The following is a 22,796-nucleotide window of genomic DNA, read 5'->3' on the forward strand; positions in this document are numbered from 1 at the left end:
CAGGTCGAGATCACACTTGCGACTGGCGCTGGTCGGCGCGGTCCTTGCGATTGTGACAGTGCTGCTGCCTGATACAGCCAATGCGCAATTCGGATTGCGCGGCGGCCCGCTCGGCGTTGCCCGCTTTGCCGTCGGCCATGTCATCGGCCTGTCGCGGCTGCGCCATTCGCGCATGGCGGTGCGCGGTAGCCGCTATCGGTCCGCTGCCATGAGCGCTCAGGATCCGAGGGGCGGTGAACGCGGCCGGCCCGCCAACCCTTACGTCTTGCGCGCCGCGCTCACGGCGCAGGCTGCGCTATCGGGCTGGCACGGCGGCCGCCGCCCGCAAGGCTGGTGGCGTCATCCTGATGGCAGCTATGGCTGGATCGGTCCGGTGTTCTGGCCGTTCGCGCATGACAATCTCACCACCGCAATCGTCTTCGGCGACACGACCAGTCTCTCGCTCTATGGCTATGGCGATATCTATGCCGCGATCTTCGCGCCCTATGCAGCGCCCGAGCTCGCGGCCTACACCGCGCCGCAAGGCCGCCGCGCGCGACGAGTCCCGACCGTCGAGGCCGTCTGCGACAGCAGCGACACCGGTGGCTTGCCTGTCGATCGCATCGCGAGCGCCGTGCAGCCGAACGAGATGCAGCGCACCGCGCTCGATGAACTCGCCGCTGCCTGGACCGCAGCGCGCGACACCATCCGCACCTCGTGCCCGGCGCAGGCGCCGATGACCGCCGCGGAACGCCTCGGTGTGATGCAGGCGCGGCTGGATGCGATGATCAAGGCCACGGATGCGCTGGCAGCGCCGCTGGATAAATTCGTTGGCCTCCTCGATGACGGCCAGAAAGCAAAGCTCGAATCCCTCGCGAACGAACGCCGCGCCGCGCTTGCAGCCGCCCAGCACAAGGATGCACAGGCGGCCCAGGCGCCGCAGGCATCCAAAGCCTGCGATCCGAACTACGATCCCCGCTATGATGTGCAGGCCCAGCACCAGTACGAACAGCTCGTGCAGCAGCAATGGCCCGCCGCCGACATCGTGTCCACGCTGAAGCTCGACGACACCGGCAGCGCCCGGCTCGACGTGCTCCAGGACACCACGCTGCGCACGCTGGAAACGCTAAGCTCTTGCCCGATGAAGGCGGAAGCGACACCGCAAGCTCGCCTCGCCGCCGTGAAGCTGCGGCTGCAGACGATGCAGCAGGCGGTGGGCGGCGTCAGCGATGCGCTCGACGATTTCGAAGCGGATCTCAGTGACGAGCAGAAGGCAGCCTTCGAGGCGATGGGGCCGAAGCGGGGGATGTGATCACCCGCACGCTCCGCTGTCATCGCCCGCGAAGGCGGGCGATCCAGTACTCCGAGACGGCAGTGATGGAATCGAAAGGCCGCGGCGTACTGGATGCCCCGCCTTCGCGGGGCATGACAGTGGAAGATCCGGCTCGGTTGTTGCCAACCTCACCCACACGCCCAGTCGAACTTCATATCCCTGAAATCGAGCTGCGCATTGCCGCCACCAAAATTGTAGCCGCCGAAATATTCCTCGAACTCGATGTAGAACGGGCTCATCTCGGGCACGGCCTGGCAGGGCCGCATGGTGCCGCCGAGATGGTTCGGCGCGTGATCCTTGCCCCAATCGTGCAGGCGGAAATTGTCGCGGCTCGCGACGCCGTCGACATAGTAATAATAGGGCTGATATCCGGTCGGCGGCCCTCGCTTCACATGCGTATCCTGCGGGCCCTTGCCGGCGTTGGGATCCTCAGCGCGGGCCGTCAGCGCGATGGCGCGGTTCTCGGCGAGATCGGCGCGCGGCGTCGTCGGCAGCAGCTTCTTCGCGTAAGGGGCTGCGGATTCGTGGAAGGCGCAGGCAGCGCCGACATCGAGCCAGCGCGGCCGCTCCGCGGTCGCAAGTGCGAGCGGCGCCGGCGGGGTTGCGAATGCGCCGTCATATTCGGCTTTGGTCAGAAGGATCGCGGCATATTCGTAATCGAGAATGTCGGTCATGCGCGACAGGCGCGGATGTGAGGCGCGTGCCGCCACCGCCTCGCGGATTTCAGGATCGTCAGGCGCGCCGCCGTCATTGTGGTCGGGCGCTGTCGCGAAGAACGACACCGCGACGATGTCCTCGCCATGCACGCGATAATCGTCCGGCAGCAGAAGCGTAAAGCCGTGCATCAGCGGATAGCCGGTGACGGGATCGAGTGGCCATTGCTCGCTCTCAATGCCCGGCGGCAGGCCGAAGACCCAGCCATGGTCGCGTGCGCGATCGGCGGAACGGTCCTGCATCTGCAGATCATAGGCGCGCGAAGGCAAGGCAAACACCACAAGCCGTCTCCCATCCGAACTCCGCCTCGTCGTTGAAGCCTGGGTTAGTCGCGGTGAGCCGCGATGTGGTTCGTGAGAGAGGCAGATCGCAACAGCATGGTCATCGCGGGATCGGTTGACCCGACGGACACACATCAGCGCGTGGGGAGATCAGGCGCAAACGCCCGATGATGCCATTATGCCAGTGTTTTGCCCGACGCGTCAAAGGGAAATTCGCGAAATCCGTAGTCGCATCGAAAATTCGCTGTATCGCCCGAGCCCTACCTACTGTGCATGGGGTTGTTTTCGACTTCCGTGGCGATGATTACCCTCGCCGACGTGCCGCTGTCGCGTCGACGACGTTGTCGACCTCATCACGCCACGACAAGATCTCCATCGCCAGCACGGGATGATTGAACCCCTTGAGCTGGAGATCGTCGAGGGCGCGCGCCTCGACCCATTGCTCGACCATGCCGTAGACGCGGCGGCTGACCACGATCTGGTTGGGTTTGGCTTCGGCGCAGAGGCGGGAGGCGAGGTTGGTGACGCTGCCGATCGCGGCATATTCCAGCCGCTGCTCGAAGCCGACCTGGCCGAGCGTGGCATAGCCGAGCGCGATGCCGATGCCGAAGCCGAGGCTGTGCCCGCGGTTGCGCCAGCGCTCGGTCAAGGGACCGATGGTGTCGCGCATCTCCACCGCCATCTTCACGGCGCGCGCGGTGTGGTCCTCGAACTGGATCGGCGCGTTGAACAGGATCATCACGCCGTCGCCGGCATATTTGTCCAGCGTGCCTTCGTACTTGAAGATCAGCTTGCCGAGCGCGGCGTGATATTCGCGCAGCACGTTCATCGCCTCTTCCGGCTCGGTCGCTTCCGTGAAGGCGGTGAAGCCGCGCAAATCGCAGAACACCACCGTGACTTCGCGGCGCTGACTGGTGAGCAATCCCTCCGGGCTGTCGGAGGACGCGATCAGCTGCGCCACCTGCGGCGCCAGGAAGCGCTCGAGCTTGCGGATGCGCTCGATCTCGCCGAGCTGGGTCGCGACACGTTCTTCGAGCGACTTGTTCCAGTTCTTCAGCTGCTCGGTCTGCTCGCGCAGCTGGTCGGCCTGGGCGCGCACGGTCTCGTTTGCCGTCTCCAGCGCGTGGCTCTTGTGGTCGACCTCGGTGAACAGGCGCGCATTGCGCATCGCCAGCACGGCCTGGTTGGCGAAGGTGCGCATCAGGCCGATGAGGCTGCCTTCGAATTCGCCGCTTGAGCGGCGCAGCACCACCAGCGCGCCGAGCGTGCCCTGCTGATCGACCAGCGGCACCACCAGCACCGAATGGAAGCCGGCGGCGACCGCGACGTCGCGCAGCGGCTGCTCGGCGGCATCGTCGAGATCGGCGATCGCGATCGGCTCACCGCTTTTGGCGGCATCGCTCAAATTGTTCGCGCCTTCGTCGATGCTGACATGGTCGCCCCCGGCCGATTTGTCGATGCCGTCAGCCTCGACCAGGTTGAAGCGGCGCAGCTCGGCCTCATAGCCGTAGATCAGCACCGCATCGGCATGGCTGATCTCCAGCGCCCGGGCGGCGATCGTCGGCAGCACGGCGTTGAGGTCGAGCGAGGACGAGACCGCGCGGCCGACCTCTTCCAGCACCTTCAGCTCGTTGATCGACTGCGCGAGGTCGCGGGTGCGCGCCTCGACCTTGGTCTCGAGATCCGTATAGGTCTCCTGGAGCTGGCCGGCCATGCGGTTGAACTGGCCGGCGAGATCTTCCAGCTCGTCCGACGTATGCACGTCGATGCGGTGGCTGAAGTCGCCCTCGCCGAGCTTGTGCGCGCCGTCGCGCAGCGCGGTGATCGGGATGATCATGCGACGCGCCAGCAGCGTGCCGGCGAGGATCGCGACCAGCAGCCCCATGCCGATCAAAAGCGCGATGCGCACGAGCTGGTCGCGGATCGGCATCAAGGCCTGCGTGGTCGGTTGCTCGAACAAAACCGTCCAGCCGAGCTTGGGCACCGTGCTCGCGGCTGTCAGCACAGAATGGCCGTTGAAGTCGGTGCCCGACGTGTCGGGCTCGCGGCCGGGCGCGATGGCTGCTGCGACCTGCGGCAGCTTCGACACGTCCGTGCCGACATCGGGCCCCTTCGACGATGTCGCCAGCACGCGGCCGTGCGGATCGACAACATAGGCGAAGGCGGCCTTGCCGACCTGGTTGTCCGACAGGTAGTCGGAGAGGAAGCTGAGATCGACCTCGGCCACGGTGACACCGGCATTGAAGCCGGAATGGGCCACCGAGATCGACATCACCGGCCTCTCATCGACGAAACTAGCCGGCGAGTAGCTCACCCCGCGCGCCACCGTGTCGGTGAAACGCATGTCGCGGGAGAGGTCGGCATTGCCGCCGGTCGTGGTCGACTGCCGCGAGACGCGCAGCACCTCGCGGCCCTCGCCGTTGAGCTGGTAGAGCTGGGTGACGACCGCGACCTGATGCAGCAGCTGGGCATAGCCTGTGCGGCGCTTTTCGAGCGTGTCCTGGCTGGCCGCCGTGACCCAGCTGATCTGGCGCTCGAGCTCGGAGATCGACTGCTCCATGCGCCGGGCGGTGGCCTGCGCCTTGTCTTCGAGCCCGTCTGTCAGCTGTGTCCTGGTGGCGCGATAGGAGATCCAGGTCTCCATCGCGCCGTTGACCGCGAGCACGAACACGACGAGGCCGACGAGGGAGACGACATATTTGGCGAACAGGCCCTCGCGCAGAACCCAGGTCTTGTCTTTCGCTCCCGCCATCCCGATCCTCTCGCGCCGCGACCGACGCCGGCGCTAAGGGCCCTACGGCCCCCATGGCCCTTCTACCACAATTTGGGTGTTTGGACGGGTAGGGGGCGAGGAACGGGCTGGTGTGGTTACTCGTCGGGGAATGCCTGGAACGGCCGGCCGGGCGGTGAATTGTCGCAGCCGGCAGGCTCCCTCCTCCGTTCGGATGAAGAAGCGGACGGGGCGGCGGTGTATGGCTGCGCGCGGAGTTCGACGCCTTGGTCCGCCAATCACCGATTGAACAGCTGCCGCATCACGTCGTTCATCGGCTGGCTGTCCTGCTGCGCCGGAGGCGGATCCTGGGTCGGAGGGGCGGGCGAAGCCTGCGGCGCCGGTGTGGTCGGGCTGCCCGGCAGGCTGCGGCTTCGGCCGGTGCCGCTTCCGGCGCCACTCGAGAGTCCCTGCTGGATCAGATTGCCGATCGCCTCGCCCAGCTGGCCGCCGAGCAGATTGTTCTGACCCTGCCCTTGCCCCGGCTGCTGGACTTGCGGATTGGCATTGCTGGCCGCGCTGCCGCCGGCGCCCGGCACGGCGCCGCCGAGACCAAAGCTGTTCAGGATGTTGCCGAGCCCGGCGCCGTCGGGGCCGAACAGGCCCTTGCCCATCTCACGCAGCTTGGCATAGGCGGCTTCAGGATTGTCGAGCACGCCGGCCATGTCAGGATAGATCTTCGGCTGCGACCAGGCGCCCGTGATCATCACGGGAATGCCGAAGCCGACAGGTTCGGAGGTGCGGCCCTGGCCTTCCGTCGTCATCACCAGCTTCGGCTCGACGCGAAAGCCCATCATCTTGGTGTCGAGCGCGATGGTGCCGGCGCCGGTGACGCGCACCAGCGGGCCGATCAGGTTGAGATCGGTCGTCACCGCCTGGCCCTTGTCGATGCGGAAGGAGGCGGAGAGCTGCGACAGATCCGTGCTCTGCTCCTGGCCGGAGCTCTGGTTGTCCTGCCAGCCCGTCAGCGTGCCCGAGGTCAGAGAGCGGATCATCTGCGCGACATTGATGCCGCGGATGGCGCCGTCCTGGAAATTGACGAAGGCGGTGCCTTGCATGTTCGCCATCAGCGCGCGCTGGCTGGTGCCTGCGCTGCGCAGCGCGAGCTTGGCCTGCAGCTTGCCGTCGATCCGGTCGAATTCGGCGAGGCCCTGGAGCAGCGGCAGCGCGCGCACGCCGACCAAGTCGGAATGCATGGCAAAGCTCGGCGCGCCGCTAGTGGCATCGAGGATCACCTCGCCCGACACCTGGCCACCATAGGCGCCGAGATTGGCGGTGCCAGCCTTCAGGATGCCGCCAGCGAGCTTTGCATCGAGCGCCAGCGGCGCAAGACGGGCATCACCGATGACGGCTTCGTTGGCCGAGATCCTGACCTGCGCGTCGACATAGTTGAGCCCGGATACGTCGATCGGCGCATCGCTCCAGGGCTGCCCGGCCGCGCCATCAGGCGATTTCGCCAGCGGGATTGCGAGGCGCTGGAAATCGAGATCGAGCTTCACCAGCGGTTTGCTCGCGGTGTCGACCGAAGCCCAACCGTTGAAGGCGCCATCGCCGAGCGTGCCGTTGACGCTGTTGATCATCACGACTGCGCCGCTCAGCCGCAGCTCGGCGTGACCGGCCAGCTGCGACTTCAGCACATCGGGCATGTCGACGGCGAAATCCACCGGGACGGTCTGCCGCTCGATCGGGGGCGCCGGGGTGGTCGCCTTGATGTCGAACTTGGTCGGGTGTTCGCCAACGCGCGCGGTACCTGCGATATTGACCTTGCGGTCCTGACCGGCGACGATGTCCGCGTTGATCGCGCTGATGCGGCCTTCGACGCGATCGCGTGCGCGCGAGAATGCGACTTCGCCATTGACGATCTTTACGCGGTTGATGGTTGCGCCGTCCGTGTCGAGCGCGAGCGGCTTTGGCGATGCATCCGTATTGGGCAGGCGCTCACGCAGCAGCGGCTGGTACAGCACAGGATGGCTGACGATGATCTCGCTGATCTCGGGATGACCCGACCACACGCTTGCGAGCGACATGTCGGCCTGCACGGTGTCGATCGTCACGCGTGCAATGCCGCTGCGGTCTTTGGGATCGGCAAGCGTGAGGTCGTTCAGCGTGACGTTCAGCGTCGGCCACAGGCTGATCTTCGTGGTTCCGTCGATCGACAGCCGATATCCGGTCGCCTGCTCGACCCGCGAGGCGATCGTCGCAGTCAAAAAGCCCGAGGGAACCCCGATCACCAGCAGGAGGACGATCACGATGATGATCGCGGCCACCGCCGCGCCGGCGAATTTCACTGCTCTCATGTCGACTTTCCAACCACGGACGGGCGGCGTCGCAACCGGCGGATGACCCGTCCTTTGCGCCTGAGTTTATCCCGGGACGGGAAGCCGCTCCAAGCGACTAAAAATAATCGGGAGGTGCTGCAAAGTTATGTGACTTATGACACACTTCTCCGGCGCGGTTTTACGCGATTCTGACGTTCATGCTTCCAAGCGATTTGCCCTGGCAATTGACGAGTAAATTCACAAGGACGTTGAAATGAGCAAGCAGGCCGAATTTGCGGTCATTCTGAAAATGAATGCCATGTTCGCCGATCTCGGCGTGGACGAACTCCAGCGTTTGTCCAACCTCTGCCACACCCAGCATCTGGCGAATGGTGAGGTGCTGTTCCAGAAGGGTGACCCGGGCGACGCCCTGTTCGGGGTGCGCCGCGGCCAGGTCCGCATCGAGACAGGCGCCTCCGACGGCAGTCGGCTGACGCTGAATTTCATGGGTCCGGGCGATTTGTTCGGCGAAGTCGCGGTGCTCGACGGCCAGAGCCGCACAGCGGATGCGACCGCGGGCGAGGTGAGCGAATTGTTCGTGCTGCGGCGCGAAGACTTCCTCGCCTTCCTCGAGCGCGAGCCGAAGGTCGCGATCAAGATCATCGCGCTATTGTGCCAGCGCATCCGCTGGCAGAGCGAGCGCATGGAAGAGTCGATGCTGCAGCCGTTGCCGGTGCGGCTGGCGCGGCGGCTCTGCGCGCTTGCCGCCGATTTCGGCTCCGAGGTGCACATCTCGCAGGAGCAACTCGGCGTCTTCGTCGGCGCCGCCCGCGAGAGCGTCAACCGCCAGCTTCAGGCCTGGCGCAAGGAAGCGATCCTGGATCTCCAGCGCGGGCGGATCCTGCTCAGGAACATGACCAAGCTGACGGCGATCGCGCGGAACGAGTAGGGGCAGCTAGGCTACTTCCGCCGCTTGTCGCGCTCATCATAGTACCCAACAGGTGACGAATGTCGGTCGGTCGTCGTCGGCCCTTATGATCCAGGCAGATCTTACCGGCGCCTGCTTCCGATGTCGGCTGAGCAAGACGTCCATTCGCCAGCGGCTGCCCCAGCGATCTGCCGTAGTCTCGGACGCATCGCCAGAAGCTGCAGCGTCAAGCAGCGCATCGCGAAGCCATTGTGCGTCGCCCCGTTGGAGATCGAGTGCGTGCCGGAAAACTCTTGCCTTGTGTCGGCCATGCGGATGCAAGGGATTTAGGCAGTAATCCTCGATCTTCCGAATGTCGACTGTAGCTCTTTCGCCATTCGGGATACGGATCACCACGGCAACCGTGTTCCGCTCTCGCTGAGTTCTACTCCGCCGCCGGATGGACCATGCTCTTCGGCATCGGCGGCGCTTCCGCCGGCGCGGCGCCGTGATGGTCGTCCGTCTCTGCATCCGCACTGTGCACGATCAGCCGCTTGCCGAAGCGCCAGATCAGCGCGCCGACATCGTCCATCACCATGAACATCGCGGGCACGAACACCAGCGACAGGATGGTCGAGAAGATCAGACCGCCGATCACCGCGAGCGCCATCGGCGAACGGAACTCGCCGCCGGCGCCGACCGCGAGCGCGCTCGGCATCATGCCGGCGGCCATCGCGATCGTGGTCATTACGATCGGGCGGGCGCGTTTCATGCCGGCGTCGATCATCGCCTCGTCGCGTGGCTTGCCGTCGCGGATCGCCTCGATCGCGAACTCCACCAGCATGATCGCGTTCTTGGTGACGATGCCCATCAGCATCAGGATGCCGATCCACACCGGCGTCGTGAGCTGCTTGCCGGTGACGAGCAGCGCTGCAATCGCGCCGCCGATCGAGAGCGGCAACGAGAACAGGATGGTGATCGGCTGCAGGAAGGTGCCGAACAGCAGCACCAGCACCGCATAGACCATCATCAGGCCGGCCGTGATCGCCGTGGCGAAGCCGTCGGAGAGCTCGTTGAGGCTTTCGGCGTCGCCCGAGGGGGAGACCTTAACGCCCTTCGGCAGGCTCTTCATGACGGGCAGTTCGTAGATCTTCTTGGTGGCATCGCCGAGCGCCGCGGAGCCGACGAGGTCGGCGGCGACGGTGGCCTGCCGCTCGCGATCGTAACGGTTGATGCTGGTCGGGCCCTGATCGAGCTTGACATCGGCGATGACGGCGAGCGGCACGCCGCCCTTCTCGCCGTGCTCCCCGAGCGGCACGCGTAGCTGCTCGAGCGTCTTGAGATTGCCGCGGGCGGCATCCTCGAGCTGCACGCGGATCGGCACCAGGCGGTCGCCGACGTCGAACTTGGCGAGCGCCGGCCCGACGTCGCCGATGGTCGCGACACGGATGGTCTGCGACAGGCTTTCGGTCGAGACGCCGAGCCGCGCGGCGAGATCGGCGCGCGGCTCGATGCGCAGCTCGGGACGTTCCAGCGAGGTTTCCGAGATGACGTCGGAGATGGTCGGAATCCGCTTCATCTGCGTCGCGAGCTCGCTGGCGACGTTGTTGACGATGTTGGGGTCGACACCGGTCACGACCAGCGAGATCGCGCGCAGGCCGTTCTCGTCCAGGAACCAGAAACGGATATCGGGAACGTTCTCCAGCTCCTGGCTGATCGAAAATTCGAGCTCGCGCTGGGTGATCTTGCGGTCGTTCTTGGGTGTGTAATTGATGATCAGGGAGGCGCGCCGGACCTCCTGCGTGCCCGGTGGAACGCGGCCGCCGTCGACGAAGATGCTCTTCACTTCGGGCCGCTGGCGCAGGCGCGCGACGATGTCCTCGGTGACTTTCTCGGTATAGGCGAGTTGCGTGCCCGGAGGCAGTTCGAGGGCGAGCAGGGAACGGGCGCTGTCCTGCGCCGGCAGGAAGCCCTGCGGCAGCAGCGTGATACTCCAGATCGAGGCCGCGAAGATGCCGAAGCCGATCAGCACGGTGATGAAATAGTGCTTCACCGACCACGAGACGAGGCTGTGATAGGTCCGCAGGATGCGGCCGGGCGGCGGCTCTTCGTGATGGCCGTGCTTGAGGAAATAGGCCGCCAGCATCGGCGTGACGAAGCGTGCGGCGAGCAGCGAGAAGAACACCTGCACCGAGACGGTGATGCCGAACTGTTTGAAGAACTGTCCGGCGATACCAGACATGAAGCTTGCGGGCGCGAAGATCGCGATGATGGTCAGCGAGATCGCGATCACGGCGAGGCCGATCTCGTCGGCGGCTTCCAGTGCGGCACGGTAGGGCGATTTGCCCATGTTCATGTGCCGCACGATGTTCTCGATCTCGACGATGGCGTCGTCGACCAGGATACCCGTCGACAGCGTGATGGCGAGGAAGCTGACGAGGTTGAGCGAGAAGCCGAGGATGTCCATCGCCCAGAAGGCCGGGAAAATCGACAGCGGCAGCGAGACCGCGGCAATGATGGTGGCGCGCAGGTCGCGCAGGAACAGCAGCACGATGACGACGGCGAGGATAGCGCCCTCGAACAAGGTCGAGATCGCCGCTTCGTAATTGCCGTTGGTGTATTCGACCGAGGTGTCGATCAGCTTGAGGTCGACATCGGGATAGGCGGCCTTGAGCGCGTCGATGCGCTTCTGCACGGCCTCGGCGACCTTTACGTCGCTGGCGCCCTTGGAGCGCTTGATGCCGAGCGCAACGACCGGCTCGCCGTTGAAGCGGGCGAAGGTGCGGCGATCGGCGATCGTGTCGGTCACAGTGCCGAGATCGTCGAGCCGGACCTCGCCGCCGCCGAACAGCGGAACCATGGTTCCGGCGAGGTCGCTGAGCGTCTTGGCGCCGGCCAGCGTCCGGATCGCCTGGTCGTTCTTGCCGATCTCGGCGCGGCCGCCGGCAACGTCGACATTGGTGCCGCGCAGGCTCTGGCTGACGTTGACGGCCGTCAGCCCCATCGCCTGCAGGCGATCGGGATCGAGCGAGACCAGGATCTCGCGCTCGACACCGCCGATGCGCTCGACTTGGGCGACGCCGCGCACACCTTGCAGCGCGCGCTTGACCACGTCGTCGACGAAGTAAGAGAGCTGCTCCGGCGTCTTGCCGGGCGAGATCGCCGCATAGGTCACGATCGGCAAGCCGATCACGTCGACGCGCTGGATCAGCGGCTCGGTGACGTTCTGCGGCAGGTTCGAGCGCACCCGCGTCACCGCATCCTTGACGTCGTTGAGCGCGCGATCGGTGTTGGTCTCCAGCGCGAACTGGATGGTGGTGATCGACACGCCGTCGGTGATCGAGGAAGTGATGTGCCTGACGCCCTCGACGCCGGAGACGGCGTCTTCAACCGTCTTGGTCACCTGCGATTCGAGCTCCGCCGGCGCGGCGCCGAATTGCGAGACAGCGACCGAGATCACCGGAATATCCGCCGAAGGCAGCCGGGTGATGGCGAGCTTGGTGAAGGAGGTCCAGCCGAGGATCAAGAGGATGATCGAGAACACCACCGACGGCAGCGGATTGCGGATCGACCATGCCGAGATATTGAGAGCCATTAGCGTACCCGCGTGCGATCGAGTTCATCGGCGAACATGGTCTTGATCTGGTCGCCGTCATGCAGCGAAGAGCCGGCGTCGGCGACGACGATCTCGCCGACCTCGACCCCTTCGAGGATTTCCGTCTGGCTGTCCGATGTCAGCCCGACGCGCACCCTTCGCGTCTCGACGACATTGCCTTTGACCACCTGGACGGTGAGATGGTCGATCGCGGTCTTGGGAACCGCGACGCCGCAGCTTCGCTTGGCGTCGATGGAGGCGCGGGCAAACACGCCGACCTTCAGCGAGGGGTTATTGGTCACGCTGATGCGGACGCGGCCGAGCTGGGTGGCGCGATCGATCTCGGGCGCGACCAGGCGGACCCGGCCGATCAGATCGGCGGCATCGTCCCGGCTGATCCGCACCGTGGCGCCGGTGCTGAGCTTCGGCATGTGCACGGCCGGGACCTGCGCATCCAGCTCGATCTCGTTGTTGACGGCGATGCGGAACATCGGTCCGGCCTGGGGCGAGGCCGGGGCACCCACGACGGTGCGCACTTCCGTGATGAGACCCGGCGCGGGCGCTTTCAGCGAAATCGGACCCTGAGGCCCCGGCCGTTGCGGCTGGCCCGGAATCTGCGGCGGTGCCGTGAGGCGCGCCAGCTCCTGGTTCTCGGTGACGAGGGTGCCCTCGGTGACGAACAGGTCGGTGACCTTCGATCCCTCCTGGTCGGCCATGACCACGGCCTCGCGCCTCGGCACGAAGAAGCCGGTCACTCGCACGAGGTCGGAGAAGCAGGCATTGGTCGACTTCGTCACGATGACGAGCGCCTCGCCCGGCGTTTCCTTCGCTTCAGGGCGATGCCGATGCTCGAACCAGTAATAGCCGACGCCGAGCGCAAGGATGAACGCCACGGTTCCCGCAGGCTTGAGATATTCGGAGATGTTCATCGCCGGATCATCCTGGCCTGGCTCGAGGTTGTCGGGAACGAATCCCTGAAACGAAGCGGCGTCCCGCAGGGCTGCGGGACGCGCGCTGGGACCAATAGTTTACACCACATCAGCACTTGTCACTTCAACGGATTCACGTCGTAGTCACTTCGATGCGGTGGTCTTGTTTTCCATATTTACGACCTGCACGCGGCGGTTCACCTCGGCCATCGGCTGGCTCGGATCCTTCAGCTTGCTCTTGCCATAGCCGACGGTGACGAGGTCGGTCGCGGCGATGCTGTACTTCTCGACGAGATAGCGCTTGATCGAATCCGCCCGGCGTTCCGACAGGTCCTGATTATAGCTCTCGCCGCCGGCGGCGTCGGTGTGGCCTGCGACCACGAAGGTCGAGCCCTTGAGGTCGGGGCTGGTCAGCGCGCGCCCCAGCGCCTGCACCGAAGGCAGCGACTTGGCGCTGATATCGGCCGAGTTGTAGTCGAAGGTGATTTCGAGATCGATATTGGGCTTGTCCTTGGCGGCGGTTGCGATCTCCTCGCGCTCGGTCGAGGAGAGCGAACGGGTGGCGCGGCCGCGGACTGACTGGATCAGCTTGGTTTCCGTCGCATTCGGGACCGGATCCGCCTGCGGGCCGATCGAGAGGCCGCGAGTCAGAGGCTTTTTCGGCGGCGGTGCCAGGGCACGGACAATCTCGTCCTCGGTGACGTTCTTGCTGTTGCCGTCGTCGCCGGCGAAGGCGGGAGGGAGTGTCAGCGACAGGGCGGCACTGACGGTGATGACGGAGAGGAGTGCGGTCAGTCCCTTTGCAGCCAATCTCATTGTCAGTCCCTCCTGTGCGAGCCCGCGCGGTTCCAAATTCCGGCAACAGGCCCCACGGCAGGGCCTCCGGCATCCGTTGATTAGTCTTGGCCGGGCGCCATGGGTTCGAGGCGCCGCCTGCCTGAAATCAAAAAAATATCAACGCACTCCGTAACTTGCGAATTCCTGCACGATGTTCGGATCCATCGCCTTGGCATTGGCGATGTCGAGCGAGCCTTCCTGGGCCGAGCCGTTGCGCTGCTTGGCCACGCCGCGGCCGTAGAGCGAGGAGGTCAGGCGCGGATTGATCCGCAAGGCGGCGTCGAAATCGGCGATGGCGTTCTTCACCGCTCCCGATTTGAGGTTCACCAGCCCGCGGCTATCCAGTGCATCGACGAAATTCGGCCGCAGCCGCAGCGCCTCGTTGCAATCTTTGAGCGCGCCCTGGAGGTCGCCCACCACGGTGCGGGTCCAGCAGCGATTGTTCAGGGCCTCGACGTCCTTCGCATTGATCCGCAGCGTGTCGTCGAAATCCTTGATGGCGAGGGTGTAGGCCCCCTTGCTGGCATAGACCTGGCCTCGCCGGTACAGCGCGTTCACGTCGTCAGGATTGGCGGCGATCTTTGCCGTCAGACCCTTGATGGTGGGATCTTCCTGCAGCGCAGCCGCGCTCGGGCCGCCGTCCGCATTTGTCGGTGGCGCAGGCTCGGCCGGTTTGACCGGCGGGGGCGGTGGAGGCAGCGCGGCATCCACCTGCGGCTTCGGCACCGGCGGCGGTGACGGAGGGGCGGGCGGCGCCGGCGGATTGTTCGAAGCTACCGGCGCCGGTGACGCCGGTGGAACTGGAGGCGGCGCCGGCGGGTTGTTGGCGACCGCTGGCGGCGCTGGCGGAGGCGCCGGTGGCGGCATCGTTGGCGCTATCGTCGCCGTCGGGCGCGAGCCGTTCGGACTCGGAATGAACGAGAAATCCTCCGCAAGCGAGGACGATATCCACGGCACCTGCTCGCCGCGCGAGGCGCGGGTGACGCCCATCTTGGTGCGGTTCAGCGTTTCCTCCGCCATCAGGTCGGGGACGCGGATTTCCTTGAGCAGCTCCTGGACGAACAGGCTGTGGTCGCCGCCGGCATCCGACACGACAGATGCCAGTGCGGCCGAATACATCACGAGCGTGCCGTTCGGTGCGATCACCGGCGTCAGGCCAGCCGAAAAGCTGCGGAATCGGCGCTCGAACGGGTTGCGCCTCGAGGCATCGACCAGCGCGATCTTGACGCCGGCGCCGCGGGTGTTGAGCTCGCCCAGGATGGCCTCGATGCTGAACCCGTCGCGTCGGACATCGGACTCGGTCCAGATCTGTGCATCGACCGGGATCATGTAGCTCTGGCGCGCCGACTGGATGCCGAAGCCGCTGTAGAACACCAGCGCCACGGAGCCGGGCTTGATCTTGCCATAGAGCTTGTCGAAGGCGCGGCGCATGCCGTCGCCGGTCAGGTTCTCGCCGACCTCGACCGTAAAGCCATCGCGCTTGAGCTCGTCGGCGACATCGCGGGCGTCGTTGATCGGCTCCTTCAGCGGGCTGTCGGCATCCGGATATTTGGCATTGCCGATGACCAGCGCGAAGCGGTCGCCGGCCGCATGCGACGCAGCGGTCGGGACGAACAAGGCAAGCAATGGCAGAAGAAAAAGGAAGCGAGTTTTCATAATCAGCGCGGTCCAGCCAAAAAGGCGCCGTTCCAGCTTGCGCCGCGGCGACCTTAACTTACGCAAAGTGCATTATCAAACCGGGGAGCGGGGGCGTCAACCGCTTGGAGATTCTGCACTATCGCGACAATTGACCGCGAGGCGCAGGCCGGGGGCGAGGGGAATAGATCTGATCTCACGGCATCACTCGACGCGGTCTCGTTCAGGGTTCCGGCTGCCATGTTAGGCCGGCACTCGCGACGAAAATGTGATTGGTCTCACATTGCTGCCGGGTTCGCCGCAACCGCGAGGTTTGACCTTTGCGGCGGGCGATGGCTTGGTGCGCCAAGGTCCACTCAGAAAAGCAAAAGCCGGGATCAAAGCCATGAGCAAGCCAGAGGGAAACGCCTACGAAATCTACGCCCTGCGCTATGCGACGATGTCGCCGCGCACGCCCAGCATGAATTTTCTGGCACCCGACCCGCATGACAGCGCGGCGCAGGACCTCGACTACTTCGTTTGGCTGATCCGCGGGCAGGGCCGCGATATCCTGGTCGATACCGGCTTCAATGCCGAGGAAGCGTCCTTGCGTGCGCGCAAGCTGACGCTCAATCCGGTCGATGCGCTGGAGCGCTTTGGCGTCCCGGTTTCGAGTATCCGCGACGTGATCGTCACGCATTTGCACTATGACCACGCCGGAAATCTCGATCGCTTCCCAAACGCGCGCTTCCATCTCCAGGAGCGCGAGATGGCTTACGCGACGGGCCGCTGCATGTGCAACGGACTGCTGCGACATCCGTTCTCGGTCGAGCACGTCACCCAGATGGTGCGCCACGTCTATGGCGAGCGCGTCACCTTCTATTCCGGCGACGGCGAGGTCGCGCCCGGGGTGACCGTTCACCGCGTCGGCGGTCACTCCGACGGCTTGCAGGTGGTCAAGGTCGAGACCGCGCGCGGGCCGGTGGTGCTGGCTTCCGATGCCGCGCATTATTACGCCAACCTGCAGCGCAGGAGCCCATTCCCGATCGTCTACAATGTCGGCGACATGGCACTCGGCTGGGAGACGATCGAACGTCTCGCCGGTCATCCCGACCGCTACATTCCCGGCCACGATCCTGTCGTCACCGAGATCTATCCGCGGGCGAGCGACAAGGTCGATGCCTGGGCGCTGCATCTGCCGCCGACGCGATCGTTTGCGAAGTGACGGAATCCCGGGCGTGTCCTTGTGAGCCTTAAGCTTACAGGCGCCCCGATGTCCGCTGTGCTCATGAAAGCAGCGCGCAAACCAGCATCGCGGAAGGTCAGAGTCGGGCCAGGAGCAGAAGTCCGCACGCGCTGAGTGATAGAGTGGTTTGGCTGACCTGCGATTTCTCCAGCGCCGGCTGGTGCGGCGTAACGTCACGTACTTCTATTCTTTGAAAGTGAACGACTCTCACTTAGTTAGCTTTGTTACCAAATGCCCGCCGCGCTCAATTTCGTGCGGGCTAGACTCGCAAGCGGAAAGACACGTTAGCGTGTTGCTGTTGCTTGCGGTGGCGAACTGCGCGCCTCCCCGGACGCGTGGTGGATGGCGCCGGACTTTTTGATAGGCCGCGAATCGCGGCTCCTGCCTCAACCCAGATCGACCTCGCAAATGCGCATCGACAATCGATCGCAGGGCCGGAGTATCGCTTCATGTCATCCGTTAAGCCAAGCGACATCGCATTGTTCATCGACGGTGCGAATCTCTTCGCGACCGCGAAAGCTCTTGGTTTCGATGTCGACTACAAGCGACTGTTGGAGGAGTTTCAGGTCCAAGGGACGCTTCTTCGCGCGTTCTATTACACTGCCGTCATCGATAATCAGGAGCAGTTCTCTTCGATTCGCCCGTTGATCGATTGGTTGGACTACAACGGCTACACTGTCGTCACCAAGCCGGCCAAGGAGTTTATCGACGCCAACGGACGTCGCAAGACCAAGGGCAGCATGGACATCGAACTTGCCGTGCATGCCATGGAGCTTGCCGAGCATCTCGACCAAATGGTGCTATTTTCCGGCGATCGCGATTTTCGTCCGTTGGTCGAGGCAGTGCAGCGGCGCGGGGTCCATGTTACGGTGGTTTCGACGATAGAGATCCAGTCACCAATGATTGCAGACGAGCTTCGTCGACAAGCTGATGTCTTCTTGGACCTTGCCGAGCTGCGCCCCCGCATTGCCCGCATTTCCGCCGACCGCTCCCCAGATCAAAATCGCCCCCGAAGTCCAAACCGCTGAGTGGGGAGCTACGCTGTGCTTCCGAAATCGAGGCCAGCTACGGCGGGTTGCCCGTCACCGCGCAAATTGCAGTCCCCAGACGAGAGTTGAATTTGCGCTGAATCAAGGCCGTGCAAAAAAGGGACGGCGATAAATAAATGCCGGGGCTGATTTGAGCACGGTATCATTTGACCCGGAAGGGCCGCTGACATTCGTCGGCGGCCCTAATGCGTTTCTACAACCTATGTCAGCGGCGTACGCGCGCGTTGCGGCAAACGCCACAAGTAGCGCCGCGATATAAGCCAGTGCCTTCACGAGCCTACCAAGCCTTCCCAACTGATGAAGGCGCCTGCGCCTCTATGCGTGCGCGCTCTAATACGCCTGCTTGGCGTCGGCCTCTTCGCTGGTCTGGATCAGGTCGAGACTCTCCTCGATCTTGCCAAGCAGCGCCGAGAGCTGCTTGCGCTCCTGTGCGGAGAGGCAGGCGAGGATCTCGTCTTCTCGCCGCAACAATTGCGGGAACAGCTCCTCGTAAAGCGCGCGGCCCTTCTTCGTCAGTTGCAAGCGGAATTCGCGGCGGTCGGCTTCGTTCTCGACCCGCTCGATCAACCCGTTCTGCAACAGCATGGTCACCGCCCGGCTGATCGTCGACTTATGCGTGCGGGTACATTGCGAGATGTATTGCGCGCTACAGGCATCGTTGCGGAAGCCAAGCGTTGCGATCACGCGCCAGGCCGGAATGTCGAGGCCGTGACGTTCCTGATATTCCACCGCGAGCGCCGAGCTGACCTCCGCCGCGAGCCGGTTGAGGCGGAACGGCACGAACTTGAACAGATCGAGCCGCGATCTCGGCCGTGGGGAAGCCTCGCCAGCTTCCCTTGTCTTCAGCGCGATGTCGCTTGATGTCCTTGCCAAGAAGAGCGCTCCGAATTCCAGTTGACGGCCGGCCGGCTCCGGTCCAAAATAGTTGCACATGAGACTATCTAGCAGATCAGTCCTCTCCTGACCAGAGCCGAGGTTAGTGTATGGCGGACGCCAATACGCATCAGGCCAAAATCCAGTTCGGCTATCGCCGCCACCCCGACCAGGATCGTCCCGGCCAAAGTCCGGCCGAGCATCCAGTCGTCATCGTCGGTGCTGGCCCGGTCGGGCTGTCGCTCGCCATTGATCTGGCCCAGCGCGGCCAGCGCGTCGTCCTTCTGGACGATGCCGACCGCATCGGCGAAGGCTCGCGCGCGATCTGCTTCTCGAAGCGCTCGCTGGAATATTGGGACCGGCTCGGCGTCGCCGACCGCATGGTCGACAAGGGCGTGGTGTGGAGCGTCGGCCGCATCTTTCACGGCGAATCCCAGCTCTACCAGTTCAATCTGCTGCCGGAGGACGGCCACAAGCGGCCGGCCTTCATCAATCTCCAGCAATATTACGCCGAGGCCTATCTGGTCGATCGCATCAGCGATCTGCCAGATATCGACCTGCGCTGGCGCAACAAGGTGACCGCGCTCGAGCAACGCAACGATTCCGTAGCGCTGACGATCGAGACTCCGGAAGGTGCCTATCGCCTGCACGCGCAATACATCATCGCCTGCGACGGCGCGCGCTCGTCGCTACGGCAAATGGTCGGCGCGGAATTTGGCGGACAGGTGTTCGAGGATCAGTTTCTGATCGCCGACGTCAAGATGACCGCGGAATTCCCGACCGAGCGCTGGTTCTGGTTCGACCCGCCGTTCCACGCCGGCCGCTCGGCGCTGCTGCATAAGCAGCCCGACGATGTCTGGCGTATCGATCTCCAGCTCAATCGCTACGCCGATCCTGTCGTCGAGAAGAAGCCTGAGAATGTGCGGCCGCGAATCGCGCGCATGCTCGGCCACGACAAGTTCGAGTTCGAGTGGATCTCGCTCTACAAGTTCCAATGCCGTCGGATGGATCGCTTCATCCATGGCCGCGTGATCTTTGCCGGCGATTCCGCGCATCAGGTGTCGCCATTCGGCGCGCGTGGCGCGAACTCAGGGCTCGAGGACGCCGAGAATCTGTCCTGGAAGCTCGACCGCGTATTGCGCGGCACGTCGCCCGCGAGCCTGCTCGAGAGCTACCATGTCGAGCGCAGTCTGGCGGCCGACGAGAACATCCGCGAATCCACCCGCTCGACCGATTTCATGGCGCCGAACTCGCACCAGGAGGCGCGGTTGCGCAAGGCGGTGCTGTCGCTCGCCAAGGAGACCGAGTTTGGCAAGCGCATGGTCAATGGTGGACGCCTTTCGGTGCCGTGCAGCTATGATTCGCCGCTGTCATCGCGCGATGCGGAGGCCTGGGGTGGCGGACCATCGCCGGGCTGTTCCATGCTCGATGCGCCCGTGTCGACGCGCGGGGGCGGGCAGGCCTATCTGACCGATGCGTTCCGCAAGGGTGGAACGGACTTCACCCTGCTCTCGTTTGGCAATGGCGCAGCGATCGATACGCCCGATGGCGTGAAGGATATCAGGATCGGCGGCGAGGGCGGACTGGCCGATCCCCAGGGCCTTGTTGCGAAGCGCTATGATGCCGAGCCGGGCTCTGCCTATTTGCTCAGGCCCGATGGCTATGTCGCCGCTCGTTTCCGTCATCCGACGCGCGCTGGCGTTGCCGCCGCGCTGTCGCGGGCCGCCGGTCTGAATTGAGGTTTCACATGCCATTGTCCACCAGCTCGAACTTCGCGCGGCCCGATGACGCCTTCCGCGCCATCGTCGAGGCGCATCGTGGCCTCACCGAGGAGCAGAGCGCCGATTTCGACGCGGCGCTGGTGCTGATCCTCGCCAACCATATCGGCGACATCGACGTGCTGCGGGAGGCGCTCGTGCTGGCGAAACGCCGCATGATCGACGGCCAGCAGCAACAACAGCAACAACAATAACCTCGTAAGGATGAATTGATGGCGAAGAATTTCGCATCCACCGGCGATCTCTCCGAGAAGAAGATCACCTTCTCCGAGATCGGCACCGATCTCTATGCCTTCACCGCGGAGGGCGATCCGAACACCGCTGTCATCGTCGGCGACGACGGCTGCCTGGTGTTCGACGCGCAGGCAACGCCGGCGATGGCCAATAAGGTGATCGAGCGCGTCAAAAAGGTGACGGACAAACCGATCAAATATGTCGTGCTGTCGCATTATCACGCGGTGCGCGTGCTCGGCGCGTCCGCCTATCACGCGCAAGGCATTGTCGCCTCGCAGGAGACCTATCGTCTGATCGAGGAGCGCGGCAAGCAGGATTGGGATTCCGAATATGGCCGCTTTCCGCGCCTGTTCCAGGATGCGCAGAGCATTCCCGGGCTGACCTGGCCGACGCTGACCTTTGAGGGCGAGATGTCGATCTATCTCGGCAAGCGCGAGGTGCGGCTGATGCAGTTAGGGGCCGGCCACACCTCCGGCGACATCGTCGCCTGGGTGCCCGATGCGGAGGTGATGTTCTCCGGCGACCTCATCGAATACCACTCGGCCTGCTATTGCGGCGATGCGCATTTGCGCGAATGGCCGCTGACGCTGAACGAGATCCGCAACTTCAATCCCAAAGCGATCGCGCCGGGCCGCGGCGACGCGCTGAAGGGCGTCGGCACCGTGCGCGAAGCCATCGCGATGACGCGCGACTTCGTCACCTCGCTCTATGGTGCCGCCGAGATCTCGGTCGCCAAGGGCCGCACGCTGAAGGAATCGATGGCGGCGACGCGCGAGGTGATGGATCCGAAATTCCACAGCTTCGCCATCTACGAGCACTGCCTGCCGTTCAACGTCTCGCGCGCCTTCGACGAAGCGTCGGGGATCGACGATCCCGTGATCTGGACCGACAAGCGCGACCAGGAAATGTGGGCCGCCCTGCAAGGAGGAGGATAGTCATGAACATCAATACCTCGCCTGATCAGATCATCCGCAGCTCGGCGCAGGTCACGCCGGGCTACATGTCCGGCTTCGGCAACAGTTTTGAGACCGAGGCGCTGCCGGGCGCGCTGCCGATCGGGCGCAACTCGCCGCAGCGCTGCGCCTACGGGCTTTACGCCGAGCAGCTCTCGGGCTCGCCCTTCACCGCGCCGCGCGGCACCAACGAGCGTTCGTGGCTCTATCGCATCCGCCCCTCGGTGAAGCATTCCGGTCGCTTCGAGAAGGTCGATGCCGGCCTGTGGCGCTCGGCACCGTGCCACGAAAATGATCTGCCGATCGCGCAACTGCGCTGGGACCCGACACCGCTGCCGAAGGAGGACGTCACCTTCGTCCAGGGCGTGCAGACCATGACCACGGCCGGCGACGTTAATACGCAGGCCGGCATGGCCGCGCATGTCTATCTCATCACCAAATCGATGGTGGACCAGCACTTCTACAATGCCGACGGCGAGCTGATGTTCGTGCTCCAGCAGGGCAATCTTCGCCTCGTCACCGAGTTCGGCCGCATCGGCGCCGAGCCCGGCGAGATCGTGGTGATCCCCCGCGGCGTGAAATTCCGCGTCGAGATCCCGAACGGACCGGCGCGCGGCTATCTCTGCGAAAACTACGGCGGCGCCTTCACGCTGCCGGAGCGCGGACCGATCGGCGCCAACTGCCTTGCGAACGCGCGCGACTTCCTGACGCCGGTCGCGTTTTACGAGGACAAGGACATCCCGACCGAGCTCTACGTGAAATGGGGCGGGTCGCTGTTCAAGACCAATTTGCCGCATTCGCCGATCGACGTCGTCGCCTGGCACGGCAATTATGCGCCCTACAAATACGATCTGCGCAGCTTCTCGCCGGTCGGTGCGATCGGCTTCGATCATCCCGATCCCTCGATCTTCACGGTGTTGACCTCGCCGTCGGAGACGGCGGGCACCGCGAACATCGATTTCGTCATCTTCCCCGAGCGCTGGATGGTGGCCGACAACACCTTCCGTCCGCCCTGGTATCACATGAACATCATGAGCGAGTTCATGGGCCTGATCTACGGCGTCTACGACGCCAAGCCGCAAGGGTTCGTTCCGGGCGGCATGAGCCTGCATAATTGCATGCTGCCGCACGGCCCCGACCGCGACGCCTTCGAGCACGCCAGCAATGGCGAGTTGAAGCCGGTGAAGCTGACGGGCACCATGGCCTTCATGTTCGAGACCCGCTACCCGCAGCGCGTCACGGCGCACGCCGCGAAATCGTCGACGCTGCAGGACGATTATGCGGATTGCTGGAAGGGCCTGGAAAAGCGCTTCGATCCGAATAGGCCGTAAGATCATTCTAATCGTCATTCCGGGGCGATGCGAAGCATCGCACCCGGAATCTCGAGATTCCCCCGGTGCGCAATTGCGCACCTGAGGTCTGGTCCTTACGGACCATCCCGGAATG

17 protein-coding genes are annotated in these 22,796 nt (G+C 64.3%); 8 read left to right on the top strand and 9 right to left on the bottom strand.

Annotation, left to right across the window (positions count from 1 at the left end; translation table 11 throughout):
- Positions 1–22 precede the first annotated feature (22 nt).
- On the top strand, positions 23–1,291 hold the full coding sequence (locus L6637_RS11655; protein WP_377802861.1) for a Spy/CpxP family protein refolding chaperone: 1,269 nt from the start codon (positions 23–25) through the stop codon (positions 1,289–1,291).
- A gap of 149 nt (positions 1,292–1,440) precedes the next feature.
- On the opposite strand, the gene L6637_RS11660 is transcribed toward L6637_RS11655, so the two are convergent.
- The 3 genes from L6637_RS11660 to L6637_RS11670 all read right to left on the bottom strand — a co-directional run bounded on the left by L6637_RS11660 (position 1,441) and on the right by L6637_RS11670 (position 7,374).
- Positions 1,441–2,307, bottom strand: a complete 867-nt coding sequence (locus L6637_RS11660; RefSeq protein ID WP_237864325.1) for a hypothetical protein — start codon at positions 2,305–2,307, stop codon at positions 1,441–1,443.
- A 304-nt stretch (positions 2,308–2,611) separates the two neighbouring features.
- Entirely contained in the window at positions 2,612–5,059 is a 2,448-nt protein-coding gene (locus L6637_RS11665) for an adenylate/guanylate cyclase domain-containing protein (protein WP_237864324.1), read from the bottom strand.
- 257 nt (positions 5,060–5,316) lie between these two features.
- Entirely contained in the window at positions 5,317–7,374 is a 2,058-nt protein-coding gene (locus L6637_RS11670) for an AsmA family protein (protein ID WP_237864323.1), read from the bottom strand.
- A gap of 235 nt (positions 7,375–7,609) precedes the next feature.
- Here L6637_RS11670 and L6637_RS11675 point away from each other — a divergent pair, with 235 nt between their 5' ends.
- Positions 7,610–8,284 carry a Crp/Fnr family transcriptional regulator gene (locus tag L6637_RS11675; protein ID WP_237864322.1) on the top strand — a complete coding sequence of 225 codons (675 nt, stop codon included), beginning with the start codon at positions 7,610–7,612 and terminating at the stop codon, positions 8,282–8,284.
- A gap of 36 nt (positions 8,285–8,320) precedes the next feature.
- Here the strand turns inward: L6637_RS11675 and L6637_RS42795 are convergent, their stop codons facing one another.
- The 5 genes from L6637_RS42795 to L6637_RS11695 form a co-directional block, all read right to left on the bottom strand.
- Positions 8,321–8,773: a DUF6883 domain-containing protein gene (locus L6637_RS42795; RefSeq protein ID WP_377802786.1), complete on the bottom strand. Its 453-nt coding sequence runs from the start codon at positions 8,771–8,773 to the stop codon at positions 8,321–8,323.
- Complete coding sequence (locus L6637_RS11680; protein ID WP_237864321.1) at positions 8,688–11,837, bottom strand: efflux RND transporter permease subunit; 3,150 nt, start codon at positions 11,835–11,837, stop codon at positions 8,688–8,690. Before L6637_RS11680 ends, L6637_RS42795 begins: the two co-directional genes overlap by 86 nt.
- Positions 11,837–12,766 (bottom strand): RND family efflux transporter, encoded by a 930-nt coding sequence (locus L6637_RS11685; RefSeq protein ID WP_237870750.1) that lies wholly within the window; start codon positions 12,764–12,766, stop codon positions 11,837–11,839. The genes L6637_RS11680 and L6637_RS11685 overlap by 1 nt, the downstream gene beginning before the upstream one ends.
- Before the next feature lie 144 nt (positions 12,767–12,910).
- On the bottom strand, positions 12,911–13,582 hold the full coding sequence (locus L6637_RS11690; protein WP_237864319.1) for an OmpA family protein: 672 nt from the start codon (positions 13,580–13,582) through the stop codon (positions 12,911–12,913).
- Between the two features lie 138 nt (positions 13,583–13,720).
- The gene (locus tag L6637_RS11695; RefSeq protein ID WP_237870752.1) at positions 13,721–15,259 is read right to left on the bottom strand and encodes a caspase family protein; all 1,539 of its coding nucleotides are present in this window, start codon (positions 15,257–15,259) and stop codon (positions 13,721–13,723) included.
- Positions 15,260–15,623: 364 nt separating this feature from the next.
- Here L6637_RS11695 and L6637_RS11700 point away from each other — a divergent pair, with 364 nt between their 5' ends.
- Both L6637_RS11700 and L6637_RS11705 read left to right on the top strand, forming a co-directional pair.
- Positions 15,624–16,442, top strand: coding sequence for an N-acyl homoserine lactonase family protein (locus L6637_RS11700; RefSeq protein WP_237870754.1), 819 nt, complete (start codon positions 15,624–15,626; stop codon positions 16,440–16,442).
- A gap of 470 nt (positions 16,443–16,912) precedes the next feature.
- Positions 16,913–17,491 (top strand): LabA-like NYN domain-containing protein, encoded by a 579-nt coding sequence (locus L6637_RS11705; protein ID WP_237870756.1) that lies wholly within the window; start codon positions 16,913–16,915, stop codon positions 17,489–17,491.
- Positions 17,492–17,842: 351 nt separating this feature from the next.
- Here L6637_RS11705 and L6637_RS11710 read toward each other — a convergent pair whose 3' ends face one another.
- Positions 17,843–18,385: a MarR family winged helix-turn-helix transcriptional regulator gene (locus tag L6637_RS11710; RefSeq protein ID WP_237870758.1), complete on the bottom strand. Its 543-nt coding sequence runs from the start codon at positions 18,383–18,385 to the stop codon at positions 17,843–17,845.
- A gap of 110 nt (positions 18,386–18,495) precedes the next feature.
- Between L6637_RS11710 and L6637_RS11715 the strand changes: the two genes are divergently transcribed.
- Genes L6637_RS11715 through hmgA form a run of 4 tightly spaced genes read left to right on the top strand, consistent with a single transcriptional unit; the run spans position 18,496 to position 22,681 of the window.
- Complete coding sequence (locus L6637_RS11715) at positions 18,496–20,124, top strand: FAD-dependent oxidoreductase (RefSeq protein ID WP_237870760.1); 1,629 nt, start codon at positions 18,496–18,498, stop codon at positions 20,122–20,124.
- An 8-nt stretch (positions 20,125–20,132) separates the two neighbouring features.
- Positions 20,133–20,357 carry a DUF2783 domain-containing protein gene (locus L6637_RS11720; protein WP_057743506.1) on the top strand — a complete coding sequence of 75 codons (225 nt, stop codon included), beginning with the start codon at positions 20,133–20,135 and terminating at the stop codon, positions 20,355–20,357.
- 18 nt (positions 20,358–20,375) lie between these two features.
- Positions 20,376–21,332 (top strand): MBL fold metallo-hydrolase, encoded by a 957-nt coding sequence (locus tag L6637_RS11725; RefSeq protein ID WP_237870762.1) that lies wholly within the window; start codon positions 20,376–20,378, stop codon positions 21,330–21,332.
- Positions 21,333–21,334: 2 nt separating this feature from the next.
- The gene (hmgA, locus tag L6637_RS11730; RefSeq protein WP_237870764.1) at positions 21,335–22,681 is read left to right on the top strand and encodes a homogentisate 1,2-dioxygenase; all 1,347 of its coding nucleotides are present in this window, start codon (positions 21,335–21,337) and stop codon (positions 22,679–22,681) included.
- The last annotated feature ends 115 nt before the right edge of the window (positions 22,682–22,796 follow it).

Origin of the sequence: Bradyrhizobium zhengyangense, assembly GCF_022012435.1 — a bacterium.
Classification (GTDB): Bacteria; Pseudomonadota; Alphaproteobacteria; order Rhizobiales; family Xanthobacteraceae; genus Bradyrhizobium; species Bradyrhizobium zhengyangense.

Coding starts and splice junctions, on each gene's coding strand:
- L6637_RS11705 (WP_237870756.1), top strand. CDS start 16,913: ATGTCATCCGTTAAGCCAAGCGACATCGCATTGTTCATCGACGGTGCG.
- L6637_RS11695 (WP_237870752.1), bottom strand. CDS start 15,259: ATGAAAACTCGCTTCCTTTTTCTTCTGCCATTGCTTGCCTTGTTCGTC.
- L6637_RS11675 (WP_237864322.1), top strand. CDS start 7,610: ATGAGCAAGCAGGCCGAATTTGCGGTCATTCTGAAAATGAATGCCATG.
- L6637_RS11725 (WP_237870762.1), top strand. CDS start 20,376: ATGGCGAAGAATTTCGCATCCACCGGCGATCTCTCCGAGAAGAAGATC.
- L6637_RS11690 (WP_237864319.1), bottom strand. CDS start 13,582: ATGAGATTGGCTGCAAAGGGACTGACCGCACTCCTCTCCGTCATCACC.
- L6637_RS11665 (WP_237864324.1), bottom strand. CDS start 5,059: ATGGCGGGAGCGAAAGACAAGACCTGGGTTCTGCGCGAGGGCCTGTTC.
- L6637_RS11720 (WP_057743506.1), top strand. CDS start 20,133: ATGCCATTGTCCACCAGCTCGAACTTCGCGCGGCCCGATGACGCCTTC.
- L6637_RS11700 (WP_237870754.1), top strand. CDS start 15,624: ATGAGCAAGCCAGAGGGAAACGCCTACGAAATCTACGCCCTGCGCTAT.
- L6637_RS11685 (WP_237870750.1), bottom strand. CDS start 12,766: ATGAACATCTCCGAATATCTCAAGCCTGCGGGAACCGTGGCGTTCATC.
- L6637_RS11715 (WP_237870760.1), top strand. CDS start 18,496: ATGGCGGACGCCAATACGCATCAGGCCAAAATCCAGTTCGGCTATCGC.
- L6637_RS11670 (WP_237864323.1), bottom strand. CDS start 7,374: ATGAGAGCAGTGAAATTCGCCGGCGCGGCGGTGGCCGCGATCATCATC.
- hmgA (WP_237870764.1), top strand. CDS start 21,335: ATGAACATCAATACCTCGCCTGATCAGATCATCCGCAGCTCGGCGCAG.
- L6637_RS42795 (WP_377802786.1), bottom strand. CDS start 8,773: ATGCAGAGACGGACGACCATCACGGCGCCGCGCCGGCGGAAGCGCCGC.
- L6637_RS11680 (WP_237864321.1), bottom strand. CDS start 11,837: ATGGCTCTCAATATCTCGGCATGGTCGATCCGCAATCCGCTGCCGTCG.